Raw genomic sequence first — 19,619 nt, forward strand, 5'->3', positions numbered from 1 at the left:
GGCCTCAGCGGGCGTGGCGTTCCGGGTGTGCGCGGTTCCACACCCGCATCCGTTCCGGGTAGCCGGTGCGGCCCGCCTCGTACAGCGGCACCGCGTGCTTGCGGGCGATGGACCCGGCCGCGCGGGGCGTGCCGGTGCGTCGGCGGATCCACTCCCCGTCGTGGGCGATCGCCACCACCGTGGTGTCCGTCGCGGTGGTCTCCGGCTCCAGGTAGAACTCCACCCCGCGCCGGCTCGTGACGAACGCCTCCAGCGCGGCGAGGTCATCCCGGGTCGCCTCCCGGTCCAGCTTCGTCGGGGTCGCCTCGGCGCCCCGTGACCGGCGACTGAACCAGCTCATGCCCCACCCCTTCCCTCGACGCCCCTCCAGTGCAGCACCGAATCCTGGCAATACGCTGCACGGCGGATGGGAGACAGCTGACCCGACGGGGGTGGAACCCGCCACGCGTGGGCGGTGTCATGAGTGTGACCCGAACGGAGGTTTCCCCTGGACGACGACGCGCTCGTCACCCGCGCTCGCTCCGGTGACCTGGAGGCGTACGACCTCCTGGTCGCCCGGCACACCGCGTCCGCGTACCGGACGGCGGCGCTGCTCGGCGCGGGCTCGGACGCCGAGGACGTCATCCAGGAGGCGTTCGTGAAGGCGTACCGCAAGTTGTCCCGTTATCGGGGCGAGTCGTCCTTCCGGTCCTGGTTGCTCGCGATCGTCGCCAACGAGACCCGCAACCTGCACCGGTCGCGCGGCCGCCGCGACGGGCTCGTCCTGCGCGCCGCGGCGGCGGACCCGACGGCGGAGTTCGCCGAGGACGGCGCGGTGGGTGCGGTCCTCGCCGGGGAGCGCCGCGCCGCCCTGGTGCGGGCACTGCGGCAACTGCCGGTACGCGACCGCGAGGTGATCGTCTGCCGGTTCTTCCTCGACCTCAGCGAGGAGGAGACGGTGGCGGCACTGGGCTGGCCCCGGGGCACGGTGAAGTCGCGCACGTCCCGGGCACTGGCGAAGCTTCGCGGCCTGCTCGACCGGGAGGAGGTCCGGCATGGGTGACCTCGAACGGGAACTGCGGGACCTGTCCGCCTGGCTGGAAACGCCCGAGCCGCCCGACGTGCGGGCCCAGGTCCGAGGGCGGCTGCACCGGCCGGTGCGACGGTGGCGTCCGCTCGCTGCGGCGGCGCTCGCCGCCCTGCTGCTGGTGGCGGTGTTGCCGCCGACCCGTGCCGCCGTCGCCGACGCGGTCACCGGGCTGCTGCGCTTCGCCGGCGTCAGCATTGCCGTCGCGCCCGCGCCGACGGTGCCCGGCGGCGTCGCGTCGCCGCTGCCCGGGCAGCGGGTCGCCGGTCTGGACGAGGCACAACGGGCGGTACGGTTCCCGATCCGTCTGCCGGCGAAGCTGGGTCCGCCCGAGCGGGTGCTGGTCGCCGACCCCGACCCCGCGGGCACCTGCCGGGTCGCGACGCTGCTCTACGACGGCGGCGCGCTGCGCGTCGACGCGTTCGACGGTCGCCTCAACCTGTCCTTCCACAAGGAGGTCATCCCGCCGGGAGCCGACTGGGTCGAGGTCGGCGGCGACTTCGCGGTATGGGTCGAGGGCCCGCACGTGCTGTCGTACGTGGACCGTTCGGGCGTGGTCCGCAAGGAGAGCGCCCGACTTGCCGCCTCGACGCTGATCTGGCAGGACGCCGACGTCAGCTACCGGCTCGAGGGCGCGGTCACCAGGGCCGAGGCGATCGAGATCGCCCGCTCACTGCGCTAGGGCGTGTTTCGGACGTGCTGGCCGGCCTGCGCCGGGCCCAGCCGCCGCCCGGCTGCGTTGTCGCGGTGTCCGGATACAACACCGGTATCCGGACACCGCTCCGCCTTGCCGGACGACGCCTGGACTCCGGCTCGGCTCGACCGACACGTCCGAAACACGCCCTAGGAACCCGACGGGCGCGGCCGGTGTCCTGAAGATGAGGTGAGTCGTCGACACGTACCGGAGGGTCGAGATGGGTTCATGGGGCAGGCCGCTGTTGGCGGCATCGGTGGCTCTGCTGGCGGGATGCGCGACCGCGACCGACGGTGGGTCGGCCGCACCGCCCGCCGCCACCGGGAGCACCGCGAACGCCGGGAGCACCGCGAACGCCGCGACGGGCTGTCATTCGCCTGTCCAGGTGGAGTCGCTGCCCGACTGGGCGGACGCCGGGTTCCACGGGAGTAGCCGGGGACCGCACGTCTTCGGCGCGAAGGGCGACATCGTGGCGGTGCTGTTCGCTCATCCGCTGCGCCAGGTGCGAAGCGACGGGTCGAACAACAAGATCCTGTGGGTGGCCCGTGCCGCCACGACGTCACCCGACCCGACGGCACCGGCGACCCTGGTGATCACCGCGACGCTGGACGGCACCGCCACCCGGGTGACCCGAGAGGTCGCCGGTGGGCCAGGGCCGTCGATCATCGACATGCCGCAGGCCGGCTGCTGGCATCTCGACCTGCGCTGGTCCGGGCACACCGACACGATGGACCTAGTCTACGCCCCCTGAGCTACGTACCGTGGCGGCCATGGTGAGTCTGCTCGACGGCATGACGCCGCTGTACGTGGCGGCGGACATCCACGGTCACCGGTCGGAGTTCCGGGAGTCCCTTCGCGAGGCTGGGCTCGTCGACCACACCGGCCACTGGTCCGGGGGTGGCGCGCGGTTGTGGCTGCTCGGCGACTACGTCGACCGCGGCCCGGACGGTGTCGGCGTCATCACCGACATCCAGCGGCTCGCGGTCTCCGCACGTGCCGCGGGCGGCCACGTCGGGGTGCTGTTGGGTAACCACGAGGCGCAGTTGCTCGCCGCACACCGGTTCGGCACCAGGCCCGTTGCCGGGTGGGACGAGCCCGGTGGGTTCCAGGGTGGCTGGACCCGGTTCGGCGGACGTGCGGAGGACCTGCGCCAGCTCACGCCGCAGCATGTCGACTGGATGACGCGGCTGCCCGCGGTCGCGGTCGTCGACGGGTTCCTGCTCGTGCACTCCGACACCGTCCGGTACCTGGAACTGGGATCCAGCGTGGCCACCGTGAACGCGGCGGTCAGCGCGGCCCTGGGCTCCGACGACCCCACGGCGTGGCGGGACTTCTGTGGCCGGATGAGCGACCGGGGCGCCTTTCGCGACGCCGTGCCGACGAACCCCGACGACCCGGTGTCGATGATGCTGCGCACGCTCGGGGGCAGCGTGCTCGTCCACGGACACAGCACCCTCACCAAGCACTTCGGAGTGGCGCCGCAGGATGTCACAGTCGCGCTGCGCTACGCCGACGACAGGGTCATCGCCATCGACGGCGGCGTCTACGAGGGCGGCCGGATCCTGCTCACTCGACTCCGCTGACCCTGACTAGGCTGCCCGACGTGCTGGACGACGTGCGGACGGCGGCCCGCGACAACGCCGAATGGTGCGACATCGTCTGCGGCAGCCACGGGCTGGCCGGCCGTACCGACGCCGACGCCTGGTCGGTCCCCCACCGGTCGCCGCCGTGGTATCCGGACGCGGTCACCCTGCGGCCGGGCGTCGACACCGGTGCCCTGCTGGCCCGGATCGACGCGGGGCCTGGCGCGTCGGTGAAGGACAGCTTCGCCGACCTCGACCTGTCCGGGTACGGGTTCCGGGTGCTCTTCGACGCGCGGTGGATCCACCGGCCACCGTCGCCGCCACCGGCTGACGAACCCCTCACCCCGGTCACCAGCGCCGACGACCTGGTGGTCTGGGCGGCGACCCACGGCGGTGCGGAGCTGTTCCGCCCCGCGCTGCTGGCCGACCCCCGCGTACGGGTGCTCGCCCGCCACGACGACCGGGGTGTGCTCACCGGCGGAGCGGTACTCAGCGGCGACGGCCCGTACGGCGTCTCCAACGTGTTCACCCGCACCGACGACCCCCGCGACATCTGGCGCGCGGTGTGCGCCACCGTGCCCGACGCGCCGCTGGTCGGCTACGAGACCACACCCGACCTGGCGGCGGCCCTCGCCGCCGGCTTCACCACCACCGGCCCGCTCCGCGTCTGGCTGCGGGACTAGCGCACCGGCCACTGGCTCCACCTACGGACGGCTATGCTGGGCGGCATCGGCACCGATCCGGCCATCACCGGGGGAGGCCTGGCCATCCGCCCGGCGCTTCGTCCCCGTGTGGGCAGTGAGCTGATGCCCGCGCGAGCGGATGTGGAGTGTAGGGAGAACGTCGGTGCCAGACGGTCCGTCGAAGTCGCCATTCGTCCCACTGCCCACCAAGATCGATCTTGGTGGGATGGACCGTGCGGTCATCGAGTGGTGGCAGACCAACAACGTGTTCGACCGGAGCCTGGAGCAGACTGCCGACGGTCCGTCGTGGGTGTTCTACGAGGGGCCGCCGACCGCCAACGGCACGCCGGGCACCCACCACATCGAGGCGCGGGTCTTCAAGGACCTCTTTCCCCGGTACCGGACGATGCGCGGCTTCTCGGTGCCCCGCCGCGCCGGGTGGGACTGCCACGGCCTGCCGGTCGAGCTCGCGGTGGAGAAGGAACTGGGGCTCAGCGGCAAGCCCGACATCGAGAAGATGGGCATCGCCGAGTTCAACGCCCGGTGCCGCACCTCCGTGCTGCGGCACGTGGACGAGTTCGTCCAGCTCAGCGAGCGGATGGGGTACTGGATCGACCTGGAGCACCCGTACCAGACGATGTCCCCCGAGTACGTGGACAGTGTCTGGTGGTCACTGAAGCAGATCCACGACGCCGGCCGGCTGGTGGAGGACTTCCGGGTCGCGCCGTACTGCACCCGCGACGGCACGACCCTGTCCGACCACGAGGTGGCGCAGGGGTACGAGACCGTCACCGACCCGTCCGTGTACGTGCGGTTCCCGGTGCAGGACGCGGTGGCCGGACACCACGGTGTCGAGCTGCTGATCTGGACCACCACCCCGTGGACCCTGGTGTCCAACACCGCCGTCGCCGTCCATCCGACGGTGACGTACACCCTCGCCCGCACCGGGCAGGGCACGTTCGTCGTCGCCGAACCGCTGACCCGGCGGGTGCTCGGTGACGAGGCGGAGATCCTGGCGACCGTACCGGGGTCGGCCCTGGAGGGGTTGCGGTACGAGCGGCCGTTCGACCTGGTGGACATCCCGGACGCCCACCGCGTGGTCCTCGCCGACTACGTCACGACCGAGGACGGCACCGGCCTGGTGCACCAGGCGCCCGCCTTCGGCGCGGACGACCTCGCCGTCTGCCGCGCCTACGGGTTGCCGCTGGTGAACCCGGTCGCCCCGAACGGGCGGTTCGACGACGGCATCGAGCTGGTCGGCGGGGTGTTCTTCAAGGACGCCGACGCGCTGCTCATCGACCGCCTCCGGACGTCCGGTCGGTTGTTCCGGCACGAGCCGTTCGAGCACCCCTACCCGCACTGCTGGCGGTGCCACACCCCGCTGATGTACTACGCGCAGCCGTCCTGGTACATCCGGACCACCGAGGTCCGCGACGAGCTGACCCGGGAGAACGAGCACACCAACTGGTTCCCGGAGCACATCAAACACGGCCGGTACGGCGACTGGCTGAAGAACAACATCGACTGGGCGGTGTCCCGTTCCCGGTACTGGGGCACCCCGCTGCCGCTGTGGCGCTGCCCGGACAACCACGTGACCGCGGTCGGCTCCCGGGCCGAGTTGGGGGAGCTGGCCGACGCGGACCTGTCCGAGCTGGATCCGCACCGCCCGTACGTCGACGAGATCACCTTCGCCTGCCCGGACTGCGGCCGGACCGCCACCCGGGTGCCCGAGGTGATCGACGCCTGGTACGACTCCGGAGCGATGCCGTTCGCGTCGGTGGGCTACCCCCACGTGCCGGGCAGCAAGGAGATCTTCGAGCGCACCTATCCGGCCCAGTACATCTGCGAGGCGATCGACCAGACCCGGGGATGGTTCTACACGCTGATGGCGGTGGGCACCCTGGTATTCGACAGGTCCCCGTACGAGAACGTCGTCTGCCTCGGGCACATCCTGGCCGAGGACGGCCGCAAGATGAGCAAGCACCTGGGCAACATCCTGCTGCCGATCCCGTTGATGGACACCCACGGCGCGGACGCGGTGCGCTGGTTCATGGCCTGCTCCGGCTCACCGTGGTCGCCCCGCCGGGTCGGGCCCGGCCCTCTCGACGAGATCGTCCGCAAGGTGTTGATGACGTACTGGAACACGGCGGCGTTCTTCTCCCTCTACGCCGCGAACTCGACGTGGGCACCGGAGCTGGCGCAGCCGGTCGCCCAACGACCCGTGCTGGACCGGTGGATCGTCGGTGCGGTCCACGCCCTCGCCGCCGCGGTGGACGAACGACTGCAGAACTACGACACGGCCCGTGCCGGCCGACTGCTCGCCGACTTCATCGACGACCTGTCGAACTGGTACGTACGGCGCTCGCGGCAGCGCTTCTGGGAGGGCGACCCCGACGCCCTCACCACCCTGTACGAGTGCCTCGACATCCTCACCCGGCTCCTCGCTCCGTTCATCCCCTTCCTCACGGAGGAGGTGTGGCAGCAGGTCATCCGGCGGGGCGACGGGTCGGCCCCGGAGTCGGTGCACCTGGCGACCTGGCCCACGCCCGACACCACGGTGATCAGCGCCGAGTTGTCGGCCCAGGTGGCCACGGCGCGGGCGTTGGCCGAGGCGGGCCGGTCCGCGCGCAAGGCGAGCAGCCTGCGGATCCGTCAGCCGTTGAGCCGGGCGCTCGTGGGACTACCGGCCGGCACGGTGCTTCCACAGGCGTTGCTCGACGACATCGGCGACGAGTTGAACGTCAAGGTCCTCCAGCCGCTCGACTCCCAGAGCGGGGTCATCGACGTGCGGGTCAAGGCGAACTTCCGGACCCTGGGCCGCCGGTTCGGCAACCGCACGCAGCACGTCGCGAAGGCCATCGCCGCCGTTGCCGCGCGGGAGCTGGTCGACGGTGTCCGGGCGAACGGGACGTTCCCGCTGATGGTCGACGGCGAGCAGGTCGAGGTGGGCCTGGACGACATCCTGGTCACGGAGGTGCCGCGCACGGGCTGGGTCGTGGAGTCCCAGCGGGGAGTGACGATCGCGGTGGACACCGAGATCACCCCCGAACTGGCGGCCGAGGGCGTCGCCCGCGACGTCGTCCGTACCGTCCAGCAGGCCCGCCGCGACGCCGACCTGGAGGTCGCCGACCGGATCACGGTGTCGATCGCCGCGCCCGCGCAGGTCGCGGCGGCGATCTCGGCGCATCAGTTGCTCATCGCGCACGAGACCCTCGCACGCACGCTGACCGTGGTGGACGCGTTGTCGGAGGGTTTCGCCGGCACCGTGGGCGACGGTCAGGAGATCCTGGTGCACGTGGTGCGGGCCTGACCGGTGCCGGGGTGGCCGTTCACCGCAGACGGGTCAGATCCTCCGGGGTCAGGCGGAGCGCTCCGGCGGCCACGTTCTGCGCCAGGTGCTCCGGGTCCGCGGTGCCGGGGATGGCGAGCACGTGGGACCCCTGGTGCAGCGTCCAGGCCAGGCGTACCTGCTGCGGTGTGACGCCGTGGGCGCGGGCGACGGCCTCGACGGCCTCGCTCTGCGTGGCGCTCGCGCCCGCCTCCCGACCGGTGCCGGCCAACGCGAAGAACGGCACGAAGGCGATCCCCCGCCGACCGCAGAGCTGGACGAGCTCGTCCTGGTTCCGGTAGGCGTCCACCCCGTAGTTGTTCTGCACGCAGACCACCGGCGCGATGTCGGCCACCTCGTCCAGTTGCTCGGGCCGGACGCCGGAGAGCCCGAGGTGCCGGATCAGCCCGGCGGCGCGCAATTCGGCGAGCGCGCCGAACCGGTCGGCCAACGGCACCGTGCCGATGCCCCGGCCGAGGCGCAGGTTCACCACGTCGAGCTGATCGCGGCCGAGCCGACGCAGGTTCTCCTCGACCTGGGCGCGCAACTGCGCCGGGGTGAGCGCCTCGGTGAAGCCCGCCTCCGGGTCGTACCCGAAGCCGACCTTGGTGGCGATCACCAGGTCCTCCGGGTACGGGGCGAGCGCCGCGCGGATCAGCTCGGTGGCGTAGCGGGCCGGGCCGGTGCCGACCCGCAGGGCCCCGCCGGGCGAGACGTAGAACGCGGCCGTGTCGATGTGGTTGACCCCCAGTTCCACGGCGCGGCGCAGCAGGGCGACCGCCCGGTCCGGGTCCGGGTCCGCGGTGATCCGCATGGAGCCGAAGCCCATCCGGCGGACGGTGCGGTCGCCCAGGGTCCAGGTGCCCGCCGCGGCGGCGGTGATCTCGTCGGTTGGCATTCGGCGACCCTAACCAGCGCGGGTACGCGGCGCAGTCGGCCGCGCACCCGATACCGCCCGGCGGTGCCGCGGGTTAGTTTTAGTGTGCGGCCGGAGTCGGCTCGGCGGTGTGCGGCTCGACGGTGTGCGGGGGGCGCAGCACCGGCACCAGCAGCAGGGTCGGCAGCAGCAGCAGCGGCACCACCAGCAGGGCGCGCAGCGTGCCGACCTGGTCGCCGAGCAGCCCCAGCAGCGGCGGCCCACCCAGGAACGCGGTGTAGCCGATCACCGCGACCACGCTCACCCGTACCGGCGCGTGTGCCTCCTCGTCGGCGGCCGCGCTCATCCCGACCGGGAAGCCCAGCGACGCACCGAGGCCCCACAGCGCGACGCCGACGATCGCCAGCGGCCCCGAACCGGCCAGCACGGCCAGGCCGGCGCCGAGCACGGCGAGCCCGATGGTGCCGGAGAGCACCGGCACCCGCCCCCACCGGTCCAGCGCGACCGTGCCCGCGGTGCGCCCGGCGGTCATGCCCACGACGAAGACCCCGAAGACCGCCGCGCCGGCTGCCTCGCTCAGGTCCCGTCCGTCGATGAACGCGACGGCCAGCCAGTCGTTGGCGGCACCCTCGGTGAACGCCGCCACCAGCACGAACAACCCGATCAGCAGGGTCCGCGGCTCCCGCCAGGCGGCGAGCTGCGCACGGCGGCGGGCCGCCGGGGTGGCGTCCGCCGGGTCGCCGGTGTGATCGCCCGCGACGGGCAGGAACGTCCGGGAGGCGAGCACGGTGCCGGCCAACACGACCACCGCCACCGCGACGAGGTGCGTGCCGACCGGCACGTCGAACCGGGCCGCACCGGCGCCGAGCCCCGCTCCGGCCACCGAACCGAGGCTCCATCCCGCGTGGAAACGGGGCATGATCGTACGGTTCAGACGCCGTTCCACCGCGGCGCCCTCGACGTTCATCGCCACGTCGCAGGCGCCGGAGCCGTAGCCGAAGGCGACAAGTCCCAGGGCCACGACGGCGAACGACCCGGTCATCGTGGCGCCCAGCCCCGCCACGGTCAGGCCGAGCGCGACAAGCACGGTGGCCAGGGTCACGGTGCGGGCCGCGCCGAGTCGCTGCGCGAGCAGGCCGGAGGTGGGCATGGCGAGCAGCGCGCCGACGCTCATCGCCAGCAGGAGCAACCCGAGGCGACCGGCGGAGAGGTCCAACGCCTCGCGGACCGCCGGCACGCGGGAGAACCAGCTGCCGACGGCGAGCCCGTTGAGGGTGAAGGTGACAGCGACGCCGTTGCGGGCGAGCAGCACCGCCCGTGCGGGCGGTGCGGTGTCCGGGGTTACGGCTCTGCTGGTGGGGGCGCTCACGGGGTCTTGTCCTCTTTCTCGGGGTGTTCTCCTGGCACGATCGCACACCTGAGAGCGCTACCACCACAACCGGCAACCGCCCCTTACCGCCGACGGACCGGCCAGGGCATGATGTGAACAGGCGTTTGTCCGACCGGACGGGCCGCCGCGGGGAGGCGACGATGACGGCAGCGGCACAGCGACCGGCCACTCTCGAGGACGTCGCCCGGATCGCCGGGGTCTCGCGGTCCACCGCGTCCCGGGTGATCGCCGGCAGCGGGTTCGCGTCGCCGGCCGCCCGGGAACAGGTGGCGGCCGCCGTCGACCAGCTCGGCTACGTGCCGAACCCGGCCGCCCGGGCGCTGGTCCGCGGCGGCGGCCTTCGACTGGTCGTGACCGTCGTGGGCACCAGCGCGGCAGTGCTGGACGACCCGTACATGCATCAGGTGGTCGGGTCGGCCGCCCGGGTGTGCACGCCCGCCGGTGTCGGGGTGGCGTTGCACTGGCTGCCGCTCGGCGACACCCGTGGCCTGCACCAGCTCGGCGAGGATCGCACCGTGTGCGGGGTGATCCTGGTCAACACCACCGAGGACCTGTTGGCGGCGGTGCCGGAGTCACTGCGCGGTCGGGTGGTCTCGATCGGATTCGGCTCGGCGACCGTGCCGTCGTTCGACGTCGACAACGCCGCCGGTTCCGAGGCGGTGCTGCACCACCTGTACGCCGCGGGTCGCCGCCGGATCGCCATGGTGACCGGCCCCCGGTGGCTGCCCTGCGCGCAGCGCCCCGTGCAGACGTACCGTCGACTGATGCGCCAGGCCGGCCTGCCGGAGCGGGTGCTGCCCGGGGACTTCACGGCGGCGCGCGGTCGGGCGGCGGCCGGCGTGGCGCTCCGGCACTGGCCGGACGTCGACGCGATCTACGCGATCAACGATGACAGCGCCCTCGGGGTGATCGCCGGCCTGCGCGACGCCGGTGTGCAGGTGCCGGGCGACGTCGCGGTGGCCGGCTTCGACGACATTCCGCTGGCCGGGATGACCGCCCCGGCGCTGACCACGGCGAGCCACCCGGTCGGGCGGATCGCCGTCGCCGCGGCCAGCGCCCTGTTGGACGGGCGTCCGGCCGCCCGGGTGACCCTCTTCCCGTCCACCCTGGTGGCCCGCTCCAGCGCCTGACCGCCACGAGATTCCCGCCCCGGTCCGCGACTTCGCCACCACCCAGCACACCCCGCGCACGCCGGTGGGACGTCAGACGGCGGGGAGCCCGAGGGCTTCGTCGACGCGGGCGAGGACGGCGGCGTCGTCCTCCGGGTTGACACCACGCAGGAGGTCGATGGCCGTGGCCCGGACCTGACCGATGATCATCGCCAGGGGCAGGGTCGGCGTGGCGCCGAAGAGCTGCCCGGCGGTGTGCACGGCGGCCAACGCGGACTCGTCGGCCCGGCCGCCGTGCCGGTCGGCGGTCTCCTCTTGGCCGTCGAGGTCGGCGGCGAGGGCGGCACCGGCCTGGCGGACGGCCTCGGCCAGGGATCGCAGGGCGGCGCCCAGCTCGGGCGGCGCCGGGGTGTGCAGCCGGCTCAGTGTCACGCCCGCGCGGGCCAGCACCCGGACGTTGCGGACCGCGTAGTCGATCTGCCGGATCGACTCGTCCACCGACCTCAGCCGACCGATGTGCCGGCGCCGACGGACGTTGAGCCGCAGCGCCTCACCGGCGGCCAGCACCCCGTCGCGCAGCCCGTCCACCCGGGCGTCCATTCCCCGGGCCTGGGTCAGCGCCGCGAACGCGGCGGCCTCGTCGCCACGGTCCAGCGCGTCGGCGATCCCACCCAGCAGCCCGGCGAGCTCGTCGAAGGTCCGCCGCACCTCGGCGACCAGCGGCGCGAGGGGGCGCCGGGCGTCGACCAGCAGGCTGGCCGCGAGCGCGACCGCACCGCCGACCAGCGCGTCGACGAACCGGAACGGCACCAACGACCCGTCCGGCGGCGCGACCACCACCAGGTAGAGCGCGGAGACGGCGGCCTGCACCAGCGTCACGCCGGTCGCGCCGAAGGCCACCGCGAGGAGAACGGTGAGCAGGATGACGGTGCCGACCGTCCAGGTGCTGCCCGGGCCGAGTGCCTGCACCACCAGGTCCGCGACGAGCACCCCGGCGGCGACCCCGAGTACGACCTCGACGGCTCGACGAATACGTTGACCGCGCGCCTGACCGAGAACGATCAGCGCCGCGGCTGGCGCGAAGAAGGGCTGCGGGTGCCCGAGCAGCCGGGTGGCCAGCAGCCACGCCACGGTCGCCGCCGCGGTCGCCTCCAGCACCGGCCGCCAGCCGTGCCGCAGCCGTCCGCCGGCCGTCCGCAGGCCACTGAACCGCACCATCGCCACCCTCCTCCCCAACGATTCAGCTCCACCGCGTCGGCCCGGGGCACCGGGCCCTCGGCACCCGAGGCGATCGTCTCCCATCACGTGGCAGACCTGCTCACCGGGGCTGCCCCGAGCCACGCCGCCGGGGTGCCGGGCTGCCGGGGTGCCGGGCTGCCGGGGTGCCGGGCTGCCGGGCTGCTGGGCTGCCGGGCTGCTGGGCTGCCGGGGTGCTGGGCTGCCGGGGTGCTGGGTCAGTTCCCGGTTAGGGCGTGCAGCAGCGTACGGACCGCGCTGCTCAGGTCGGCACGACTGGCCGCGCTTCCGGGCTGCGGGGCACTGAGCGCGCCCGCGCCGACCAGCCGGTCGAAGAGCAGCCCGTCCACGAACGCGACGAACTGGTCGCCCTGCCGATCGGGGTCGGTGGCCCCGGCCCGGGTCAACAGGTCCCGGGCCTGCGCCCGCAGGCCGGTGCCGTGTTGCAGGATGCCGCGCAGCTCGGGCCGGTGCACCGCCTCGAGGAGGCAGGCGTATCGGGCCAGGGTCCGGCTGCGCCCGGTGCTCAACCAGCGGTCGAGCACCTCGGCGACGCCGACGGCGAGGCCGTCGAGATCGTTTCCGTCGAGCCGGGGGGCGGCTGTCGGCGGCGGACCGGTCGGCAGGTCGTGACGCGCCAGGTCGGCCCGGTCCCGTTCGGCGAGCCGCCCCACCACGGCCTCGATCAGTGCCTGTCGGGTGCGCAGGTACGCGGAGGTGGTGCCGGGCGGCATCCCGGCGCGGCCGTCGACCGCCCGGTGGGTCAACGCCCGCATGCCACCGTCGGCGATCAGTTCGATGGCCGCGTCGGTGAGCGTCGCGATCCGGTTCGCCCGCGCCGTCATGGCACTCCTTCTTCTCGGGGTCCGCAGGTAGTATCACTCTTCTACAGATGTAGAAGGAGGATCGACATGGACGACGCACACGCGGTCGTGGTGGGCGGCGGAATCGGCGGGTTGAGCGCGGCTCTCGCCCTGCACCGGCACGGGTGGCGGGTCACCGTGCTGGAGCGCGCCGCCGAGCTGCGCGAGGTCGGCGCCGGCCTGAGCCTGATGGCCAACGCGGTGCGCGGGCTGGACGCCCTCGGCCTCGGCCCGGCCCTGCGCCGGGGTGGCCACGGCGAGGCACCCGGCGGCGTCCGCGACCGGCACGGGCGGTGGCTGTCCCGGATAGACGCCTCCGAGATGGTCCGGCAGCTCGGCACCACGGCGCTCGGCGTGCACCGGGCCACGCTGCACCGCACCCTGCGCGAGGCCCTGCCGCCCTCCTCCCTGCGCACAAACGCCAGTGTGGAACACGTCGAGTCCGGCCCGGACCACGCCGAGGTGCGCTACCAGGGTCCCGACGGCCCACACACCCTCGACGCCGACCTGGTGGTCGCCGCCGACGGCCTGCGCAGCCGGGTCCGCGCCCAGCTCTGGCCGCAACACCCCGGCCCGGTGTACGCCGGATCGACGACGTGGCGCGCGGCCATCGCGTTCCCGGACCCGATCCCGGCCGCGATCACCTGGGGACCGGGAGCCGAGTTCGGCATGGTGCCGATCGGCGACGGCCAGCTCTACTGGTACGGCGCACTCAACGCCCCGCCCGGCGGCCACGCCCCCGACGAGCTGGCGGTCCTGCGGGAGCACTTCGGCGACTGGCACGCCCCCATCCCGGCGCTGCTCGCGGCGACCCCACCGGACGTGGTGCTGCGCAACGACATCCACCACCTGGCCGTCCCGCTGCCCTCGTACGTGCGGGGACGGGTGGCGCTGCTCGGCGACGCCGCCCACCCGATGACGCCCAACCTGGGGCAGGGCGCCGGGCAGGCGATCGAGGACGCCGTGGTGCTCGGCGCGGTCTGCGCCGGCGGCGCCGAGGGAGTGCCGGCCGCCCTGGCCGCGTACGACCAGCAGCGTCGACCGCGCAGTCAGTCCGTCGCCCGGGCCTCCCACGTCGCCGGGCGGTTCGGACAGCAGCTGCACAACCCGATCGCCTTCGCGGTACGCAGCACCGCGTTGCGCCTCATCCCGGCCCGGGTCGCCCTGCGGAGTGCGGCCCGGTACGCCGACTGGCGACCGCCCGCCCGTTAGGCCGGCTCGGTGGGGGCCGGGCCGGTGAACGCGGCGGCGTAGTCGGGCGCGGCGAGGAACGGGGTCAGCACCTCGACGGTGCCCGGCGTCCAGGGACGACCGTTGAGCACCTCGTCGCCGGGCACGAAGACCATCGCCGCGCCCTCACCGAGCACCACGTCCTCCTGCCGGGCCCGGGTGCGGCCGAGAAAGTAGTGCATCTCCCGGTTCAGCTCGGGTCGCGACTGCACGGCGATCAGGCGCAGCGGCCCGTCGGCGCGCAGGCCGGTCTCCTCCCACAGCTCCCGCTCGGCGGCCTGCTCGGGCGTCTCCCCCGCCTCCGCGTGGCCGCCGGGCAGCCCCCACACGTCCGGGTGGTGTATCGCGCCGCCGTCGCGCAGTTGCAGCAGCAGCCGCCCGGCGGGATCCACAAGCAGCACACACGCGACGACGATCACCGGCTCAGCTTAGGGCGGGCCGCCCGGTACGCCTGCTCCCCCACCGCCACCAGTCGCGCGTGGTCGGCGGCGTCCCCGAGCAGGCCGCGCAGGCCAGCGGCGTAGGCGGTCGCGGGGGTCACCCCGAGCTGGGCGGCGAACGCGTACTCGTCGGCCAGGGTGATGTCGAAGATGGCCGGGTCGTCGGTGGACACCGAGCAGGCGACCCCGGCGTCGGTCAGCACGGTCAACGGATGCGGACGGTCCTCTCGGGCCACGCCGAGGCGCAGGTTGGAGGTGGGCGTCACGTCCAACACGACGCCCCGCGCGGCCAGCTCGGCGACCAACTCCGGGTCCTCCACGGCCCGCACCCCGTGCCGGATCCGGGCCGCGCCCATCGCCAGCACCTCGCGGACCGCCTCCGGCCCGGCCGCCTCGCCCGCGTGCGGCACGAACGGCAGGCCGCCGTCGCGGGCCAACTCCACCATCCGACGGTACGGCGTGGTCGGGTGCCGCCCCTCGGCACCGGACAGCCCGAAGCCGACCACCCCCTGCCCGGCGAACCGGGTGGCGATGCGGGCCGCGCTCTCGGTGAAGTCGACGTCGTGGCCCCGGCAGACCTGCGGGGTCAGCCCGATCGACACCCCGTACGACTCGCGGGCCTCGGCCGCCGCGTCGACCAGGGCGGCGAGCAGGTCGGCCCAGCCGGACAACCCGTGCCGTTGGTCGGCGTCCACGATCGGTTCCAGGTGGACCGCGCCGTCGCGGGCGGCCTCCGCGGCGTACGCCAGCAGTGCCCGCTGGTAGTCCTGCGGCGTCCGCAGCACCGTGGTCATCGCATTCCAGGTGGTGATGAAGTCGTACAGGTCGTCGAACCGTCCGGACGTCTCGGCCGGCACCGGGAGGCGATGGCCGTGGGCCAGCGCGGCGAGCAGCGCCGGACGGACCGCCCCCTCCAGGTGGACGTGCAGTTCGATCTTCGGGGTGTGGCGCTGAGCCGGCGTCATCGCGGTCCTCGAGGGTGGGCTGAACGGGTGCGCCCAGCCTGCCCCACCCCGCCCCGGGCTGACCTCCCCCAGGCGGGGGATCACCACCGGAAAAATGTTCTCGGCCCAAAGCTCCAGAGTAGTCAATTGCGCCCCGATTCACCTCGGTCACATATGACAGTGCGTCGGTACAATCGGCGACTGCCTTGTGACTGATCGCTGACTGCCGATGGTGAAATGGATCACACACACTGAGCCCATGAACAGGAGAGTCAACCGCGGTAAGGCACTCCGCGTCGCGGTGTGCCTCCTTCTGGTGGCGGCGTTGAGTGGCTGCATGCAACTCAACATGGGGCTCACCGTGAACGCCGACGACACGGTCGACGGGCAGTTGCTGCTGACCGCCGAGAAGTCTCTGCTGACCTCGCGAAACAAGAACATCCCGGCGGCCTTCGCGGAGCTGCGGCAGAACATTCCCGCCCTGCCGGCGGGCGAAGAGACCCGGTACGAGGACGACAAATTCTTCGGTGCCCAGATCAGTTATCGCAAGGCGCCGCTGGCAGGTTTCGACACGGAGAGCGTAAAACTGGTCCGGGACGGCGACTTGTACCGTTTCACGTTGCCGCTCGATCCGTCGAAATACGGCGGAAAGGTAGCGCAGCAGAATCCGCAGCAACAGCAGGCGTTCCTCAAGCTGATGTCGTTCGAGATCTCGGTGGCATTCCCCGGCCGGGTGATCGACAGCAACGGCACCGTCAACGGCCGCTCGGTCAGCTGGAAGGTCGAACCCAACCAGGACAAGCCGATCGAGCTGCGCGCGGTCGCCGAGGCGCCACCTCGACCGTCCACCTCACCGGTTGCCGCCGTTGACGACGGCGGGATCGGGTGGCCGCTGATCGTCGGCGGCGTACTCCTGCTGCTCCTGCTCGCCGCGGTGGGCGTACTCCTGCTGCGACGCCGGCGCCCGACGGCGCCGGCCGCCCCCGGACCGACCTCGCCCGGACCGACACCGCCGGGCCCGCCCGCCGGCGCGCCGGGGCCCGGTTGATCCACCCGGTGGCCGGCTCCGCCGGCCACGCCCGGCCCCGGCCGCCGCGAGACGACGGCGACCGGCCCCGGTGCTCCCACTCGGCAGCACCGGACCTCACCACCACCACATCCCGGTCGCACCATCGCAGAAAAGGGGGATCGTCATGAACGATCTCTTCACCTGGGCAGCCCTGGGGAGCATCGCCGGCGCGAGCGCCGCCACCCTGCTGGCCACCAACGTCATCGGCGGGCTGATCGGCCCCAGTGGCGACAAGCTCCGCAAGTGGATCGCCATCGCCATCGCGCTGCTGCTGTCCTACGGGACAGCGGCGTTCGCCGACGAGGCAGGCGGCGAGAAGTGGGTCATCGCGTTCTTCAACGCGCTTGTCATCTTCTCCGCCGCGCTCGGCGTCAACCAGTTCCCGCCCGGCAACCGGCAGGCGACGCCAACCCAGGTCGCGAGCGGTCGCGAGCCCCGAGTCTTCCGCTCCTGGGTCTGAGGGGGGTGACGTCATGGTCTTCGGAATTCTCAGCGCGGCGATCCAGGTCATCCTCGGCGCCCTGTTCGGCTTCCTCGCCGGCGGCTCGATCGGGCTCCTGGTCGGCGCCGTCGTGGGCCTGCTGTTCGGCGCGGTGTTCGGCTGGGCGGTGAGCTCCGCCGGGGTGTACGCGGCGGACGCCCGCGGCATCTTCCTCTTCGTCGTCGACCACACCTGGAGTCTGCTCAACACGGTCGTCGGCGCCATCTACCTGACCGTGCACCTGGTCTTCGGCCACTCACTGGACCGACCCACCTCGTCGGGCAGCGGCCGGGTCAGCGTGGTGGAGGGGGTCTCGCCCCGCTACGCCACCACGATCGGCACCGTCTGCGCCGGCTCCAGCTCGGGCATCCAACGGCACGAGGACGTGCACATCTTCCAGGGTCGCCTGCTCGGCCCGCTCTACATCCCGCTGGTGCTGGCGAACTACGTGCTGTTCACCATCGCCCCGGTGTGGCTGCTCTACCACGACCACGCCAACGCCCCGATCAACCGGTTCACCAGGTACTTCGAGATCGGCGTCTACCCGCACGTGTGGAACGAGGCCATCGCGTACCGGATCCAGGGGACGCCGCCGCGATGACCACCGACGGGCGCGGACCGATCGAGACGGCCACCGCCGAGTTGGCCGCCTGGCTGACCAGCGCCGCGGGGGAACCCGTCCCGGTCGGCCCGCCCCGCACCGGCGGCGACGCCGCCGGGCTCACTCTCTGGCCGATGGAGCTGCGCCCGGCCCAGCAGACCCGCTCCAGCGGCGTGGTCCGCGAACCATACCGGTTCACGGTCCGCTACCTGCTCTGCGTGACCGGGCCGGCCGGGTTGCCCCGGCTGGACCGGGTGCTCACCGCGGCGACCCGCGAGGGCAGCTACCCGGTCGTCCTGGAGGCCGGCGATCCGCCACTGTGGGCGGCGTTCGGCGCCGCGCCGCGCCCGGCGCTGCTGATCGACGTAGCCGCCCAGGTCGACCACCCGACCCCGGCCGCACCCCCGGTGCTGCAACCGCTGCGGCTGCGGCACCTGGAGGTACGCACTCTCACCGGCCGGGTGGTCGGCCCCGAGGACCAACCTCTCGCCGCGATGCGGGTCGAGCTGTCGGCCACCGGGTCCGCCACCCGCACCGACACCGACGGTCGGTTCCACCTCGTCGGCGTCCCGCACGACCCCGAGCACCCGAGCCCGGCCCGGCTGCGGCTGACCGGGCGTGGGCTCGTCCTCACCGCCGACGTCGACCCCGGCGAACCCGACCTCGTCATCGTCTGCGCGCCACCGACCCACTGACGCCCGCCCACCCGCACAGGAGGATCGATGCCCAGCTACTTCTCCCCCGGCATCTATGTCGAGGAGGTCCCCAGCGGCGCCCGACCGATCGGCCCGGCGAGCACCAGCATCGCCGCCTTCGTCGGACTCGCCCCGAACCACGACGCCCACCTGGGCCGGGCGGTGCCGGTCAACAACTGGACGGAGTTCCTGCGGCTCTTCGCCGACGGAGACCAGGTGGAGAGCACCCCACTGGCCCGAGCGGTCTTCGGCTTCCTGGACAACGGGGGCGCCCGCTGCTGGGTGGTGAACGTCGGCGAGGGCGGCGCGATCACCGGCACCGGGCAGCGGCGCGGTGGCCTGCAACTGCTGGAGGCCATCGACGAGATCTCCATCATCGCCGCACCCGGCTTCCACGACGTGGTGTCGCACGAGGCGCTGCTCAGCATGGCCGAGCGGACCCGCACCATGGTCGCCATCTGCGATCCGGCACCGGACATCGACGACATCGCCGCGCTGACCCGGGTGGCGACGCCGTCCACCGGCAAACCCCCCAAACCCGCCGAGGGTACGGGCGGCGGCTCGGCCGGTCCCGGCAGCGGCGGCTCGGCTGGTGCCGGCGGCGGCTCGGCTGGTTCCGGCGGCTCGGCCCAGCCGGGTGGCTCGGGCGGGCACGAGGGGGCGGCGTACCGGCCGCGGCAGTCCGAGTTCGGTGCCTTCTACTACCCCTGGCTGCGTGTCCGCGACCCGATCAGCGGGGAGCTGGAACTGACCCCGCCGAGCGGGCACCTGGCCGGCATCTGGGCCCGCACCGACGCCCTGCGCGGAGTGCACAAGGCGCCGGCCAACGAACCCGTCCGCGGGGCCGTCGACTTGGCCTACCTGGTCACCCGACCGGAGCACGACGTGCTCAACCCCAAGGGCGTCAACGTGATCCGCTACTTCGCCGGCGAGGGCATCCGGGTCTGGGGCGCCCGTACGCTCGCCGCCGAGGCCAGCGAGTGGCGTTACCTCAACGTCCGGCGACTCAGCATCGCCATCGAACAGGCCATCGCCAACGGCACCCGGTGGATGGTCTTCGAGCCCAACGACTTCACCCTCTGGCGCTCCATCCGGCGTGACATCGGGGCGTTCCTCACCCGCGTGTGGCGCGACGGCGCACTGCTCGGGCGCAGCCCCGAGGAGGCGTTCTTCGTCAAGTGCGACGAGGAGACCAACCCGGTCGACGTCCGCGACGCGGGCATGGTGATCGCCCACATCGGCATCGCCGTCGTCAAACCCGCCGAGTTCGTGGTGTTCAAGCTGAGCCAGTGGGCCGGCGGCACCGAGACCGAGACGATCGGAGGCTGAC

Annotated in this window: 20 protein-coding genes; 13 read left to right on the forward strand and 7 right to left on the reverse strand. The window is 73.0% G+C overall.

Annotated features, from left to right (window positions below; translation table 11 throughout):
• Window positions 1-4: 4 nt before the first annotated feature.
• Window positions 5-340 (reverse strand): hypothetical protein, encoded by a 336-nt coding sequence (locus AB0C25_RS11410; protein ID WP_357081086.1) that lies wholly within the window; start codon window positions 338-340, stop codon window positions 5-7.
• A gap of 207 nt (window positions 341-547) precedes the next feature.
• Here AB0C25_RS11410 and AB0C25_RS11415 point away from each other — a divergent pair, with 207 nt between their 5' ends.
• The 6 genes from AB0C25_RS11415 (at window position 548) to ileS (ending at window position 7,336) form a co-directional block, all read left to right on the forward strand.
• On the forward strand, window positions 548-1,042 hold the full coding sequence (locus AB0C25_RS11415; protein WP_357372720.1) for an RNA polymerase sigma factor: 495 nt from the start codon (window positions 548-550) through the stop codon (window positions 1,040-1,042).
• Window positions 1,035-1,748 (forward strand): hypothetical protein, encoded by a 714-nt coding sequence (locus AB0C25_RS11420; protein ID WP_357372080.1) that lies wholly within the window; start codon window positions 1,035-1,037, stop codon window positions 1,746-1,748. The genes AB0C25_RS11415 and AB0C25_RS11420 overlap by 8 nt, the downstream gene beginning before the upstream one ends.
• A 232-nt stretch (window positions 1,749-1,980) precedes the next feature.
• Entirely contained in the window at window positions 1,981-2,511 is a 531-nt protein-coding gene (locus tag AB0C25_RS11425; protein ID WP_357372082.1) for a hypothetical protein, read from the forward strand.
• A gap of 19 nt (window positions 2,512-2,530) precedes the next feature.
• A complete protein-coding gene (locus AB0C25_RS11430; protein WP_357372084.1) occupies window positions 2,531-3,343 on the forward strand; it encodes a metallophosphoesterase in 813 nt (270 codons plus the stop codon).
• A gap of 20 nt (window positions 3,344-3,363) precedes the next feature.
• On the forward strand, window positions 3,364-4,026 hold the full coding sequence (locus tag AB0C25_RS11435) for a hypothetical protein (protein WP_357372086.1): 663 nt from the start codon (window positions 3,364-3,366) through the stop codon (window positions 4,024-4,026).
• A 163-nt stretch (window positions 4,027-4,189) separates the two neighbouring features.
• A complete protein-coding gene (ileS, locus tag AB0C25_RS11440) occupies window positions 4,190-7,336 on the forward strand; it encodes an isoleucine--tRNA ligase (protein ID WP_357372088.1) in 3,147 nt (1,048 codons plus the stop codon).
• A 19-nt stretch (window positions 7,337-7,355) separates the two neighbouring features.
• Here ileS and AB0C25_RS11445 read toward each other — a convergent pair whose 3' ends face one another.
• Window positions 7,356-8,252, reverse strand: coding sequence for an aldo/keto reductase (locus AB0C25_RS11445; protein WP_357372090.1), 897 nt, complete (start codon window positions 8,250-8,252; stop codon window positions 7,356-7,358).
• 79 nt (window positions 8,253-8,331) lie between these two features.
• Window positions 8,332-9,600 (reverse strand): MFS transporter, encoded by a 1,269-nt coding sequence (locus tag AB0C25_RS11450; RefSeq protein WP_357372092.1) that lies wholly within the window; start codon window positions 9,598-9,600, stop codon window positions 8,332-8,334.
• Window positions 9,601-9,761: 161 nt separating this feature from the next.
• Between AB0C25_RS11450 and AB0C25_RS11455 the strand changes: the two genes are divergently transcribed.
• Complete coding sequence (locus AB0C25_RS11455; RefSeq protein WP_357372094.1) at window positions 9,762-10,751, forward strand: LacI family DNA-binding transcriptional regulator; 990 nt, start codon at window positions 9,762-9,764, stop codon at window positions 10,749-10,751.
• 72 nt (window positions 10,752-10,823) lie between these two features.
• Here the strand turns inward: AB0C25_RS11455 and AB0C25_RS11460 are convergent, their stop codons facing one another.
• Both AB0C25_RS11460 and AB0C25_RS11465 read right to left on the reverse strand, forming a co-directional pair.
• A complete protein-coding gene (locus tag AB0C25_RS11460; protein ID WP_357372096.1) occupies window positions 10,824-11,948 on the reverse strand; it encodes an FUSC family protein in 1,125 nt (374 codons plus the stop codon).
• A gap of 236 nt (window positions 11,949-12,184) precedes the next feature.
• Entirely contained in the window at window positions 12,185-12,811 is a 627-nt protein-coding gene (locus AB0C25_RS11465; protein WP_357372098.1) for a TetR/AcrR family transcriptional regulator, read from the reverse strand.
• A gap of 66 nt (window positions 12,812-12,877) precedes the next feature.
• Between AB0C25_RS11465 and AB0C25_RS11470 the strand changes: the two genes are divergently transcribed.
• Complete coding sequence (locus AB0C25_RS11470) at window positions 12,878-14,041, forward strand: FAD-dependent oxidoreductase (RefSeq protein WP_357372100.1); 1,164 nt, start codon at window positions 12,878-12,880, stop codon at window positions 14,039-14,041.
• On the opposite strand, the gene AB0C25_RS11475 is transcribed toward AB0C25_RS11470, so the two are convergent.
• Both AB0C25_RS11475 and AB0C25_RS11480 read right to left on the reverse strand, forming a co-directional pair.
• Window positions 14,038-14,478 carry an NUDIX domain-containing protein gene (locus AB0C25_RS11475; RefSeq protein ID WP_357372103.1) on the reverse strand — a complete coding sequence of 147 codons (441 nt, stop codon included), beginning with the start codon at window positions 14,476-14,478 and terminating at the stop codon, window positions 14,038-14,040. The two genes, AB0C25_RS11470 and AB0C25_RS11475, sit on opposite strands and share 4 nt — an antisense overlap.
• Window positions 14,475-15,464 carry an adenosine deaminase family protein gene (locus AB0C25_RS11480; RefSeq protein WP_357372105.1) on the reverse strand — a complete coding sequence of 330 codons (990 nt, stop codon included), beginning with the start codon at window positions 15,462-15,464 and terminating at the stop codon, window positions 14,475-14,477. Before AB0C25_RS11480 ends, AB0C25_RS11475 begins: the two co-directional genes overlap by 4 nt.
• A gap of 208 nt (window positions 15,465-15,672) precedes the next feature.
• Between AB0C25_RS11480 and AB0C25_RS11485 the strand changes: the two genes are divergently transcribed.
• The 5 genes from AB0C25_RS11485 (at window position 15,673) to AB0C25_RS11505 (ending at window position 19,618) form a co-directional block, all read left to right on the forward strand.
• Complete coding sequence (locus tag AB0C25_RS11485) at window positions 15,673-16,491, forward strand: DUF3153 domain-containing protein (RefSeq protein ID WP_357372107.1); 819 nt, start codon at window positions 15,673-15,675, stop codon at window positions 16,489-16,491.
• Between the two features lie 145 nt (window positions 16,492-16,636).
• Window positions 16,637-16,972: a hypothetical protein gene (locus AB0C25_RS11490; RefSeq protein ID WP_357372108.1), complete on the forward strand. Its 336-nt coding sequence runs from the start codon at window positions 16,637-16,639 to the stop codon at window positions 16,970-16,972.
• A gap of 13 nt (window positions 16,973-16,985) precedes the next feature.
• Window positions 16,986-17,594 carry a glycine zipper family protein gene (locus AB0C25_RS11495; protein ID WP_357372110.1) on the forward strand — a complete coding sequence of 203 codons (609 nt, stop codon included), beginning with the start codon at window positions 16,986-16,988 and terminating at the stop codon, window positions 17,592-17,594.
• Window positions 17,591-18,289 carry a carboxypeptidase-like regulatory domain-containing protein gene (locus AB0C25_RS11500; RefSeq protein WP_357372112.1) on the forward strand — a complete coding sequence of 233 codons (699 nt, stop codon included), beginning with the start codon at window positions 17,591-17,593 and terminating at the stop codon, window positions 18,287-18,289. The genes AB0C25_RS11495 and AB0C25_RS11500 overlap by 4 nt, the downstream gene beginning before the upstream one ends.
• A 27-nt stretch (window positions 18,290-18,316) precedes the next feature.
• Window positions 18,317-19,618: a phage tail sheath subtilisin-like domain-containing protein gene (locus AB0C25_RS11505; RefSeq protein WP_357372114.1), complete on the forward strand. Its 1,302-nt coding sequence runs from the start codon at window positions 18,317-18,319 to the stop codon at window positions 19,616-19,618.
• The last annotated feature ends 1 nt before the right edge of the window (window position 19,619 follow it).

It is taken from the genome of Micromonospora sp. NPDC048839, assembly GCF_040649915.1.
In the GTDB taxonomy this organism is placed as follows: Bacteria; Actinomycetota; Actinomycetes; order Mycobacteriales; family Micromonosporaceae; genus Micromonospora.

Coding starts and splice junctions, on each gene's coding strand:
- AB0C25_RS11410 (WP_357081086.1), bottom strand. CDS start 340: ATGAGCTGGTTCAGTCGCCGGTCACGGGGCGCCGAGGCGACCCCGACG.
- AB0C25_RS11420 (WP_357372080.1), top strand. CDS start 1,035: ATGGGTGACCTCGAACGGGAACTGCGGGACCTGTCCGCCTGGCTGGAA.
- AB0C25_RS11425 (WP_357372082.1), top strand. CDS start 1,981: ATGGGTTCATGGGGCAGGCCGCTGTTGGCGGCATCGGTGGCTCTGCTG.
- AB0C25_RS11430 (WP_357372084.1), top strand. CDS start 2,531: ATGGTGAGTCTGCTCGACGGCATGACGCCGCTGTACGTGGCGGCGGAC.
- AB0C25_RS11445 (WP_357372090.1), bottom strand. CDS start 8,252: ATGCCAACCGACGAGATCACCGCCGCCGCGGCGGGCACCTGGACCCTG.
- AB0C25_RS11455 (WP_357372094.1), top strand. CDS start 9,762: ATGACGGCAGCGGCACAGCGACCGGCCACTCTCGAGGACGTCGCCCGG.
- AB0C25_RS11460 (WP_357372096.1), bottom strand. CDS start 11,948: ATGGTGCGGTTCAGTGGCCTGCGGACGGCCGGCGGACGGCTGCGGCAC.
- AB0C25_RS11465 (WP_357372098.1), bottom strand. CDS start 12,811: ATGACGGCGCGGGCGAACCGGATCGCGACGCTCACCGACGCGGCCATC.
- AB0C25_RS11470 (WP_357372100.1), top strand. CDS start 12,878: ATGGACGACGCACACGCGGTCGTGGTGGGCGGCGGAATCGGCGGGTTG.
- AB0C25_RS11480 (WP_357372105.1), bottom strand. CDS start 15,464: ATGACGCCGGCTCAGCGCCACACCCCGAAGATCGAACTGCACGTCCAC.
- AB0C25_RS11485 (WP_357372107.1), top strand. CDS start 15,673: ATGGTGAAATGGATCACACACACTGAGCCCATGAACAGGAGAGTCAAC.
- AB0C25_RS11490 (WP_357372108.1), top strand. CDS start 16,637: ATGAACGATCTCTTCACCTGGGCAGCCCTGGGGAGCATCGCCGGCGCG.
- AB0C25_RS11495 (WP_357372110.1), top strand. CDS start 16,986: ATGGTCTTCGGAATTCTCAGCGCGGCGATCCAGGTCATCCTCGGCGCC.
- AB0C25_RS11500 (WP_357372112.1), top strand. CDS start 17,591: ATGACCACCGACGGGCGCGGACCGATCGAGACGGCCACCGCCGAGTTG.
- AB0C25_RS11505 (WP_357372114.1), top strand. CDS start 18,317: ATGCCCAGCTACTTCTCCCCCGGCATCTATGTCGAGGAGGTCCCCAGC.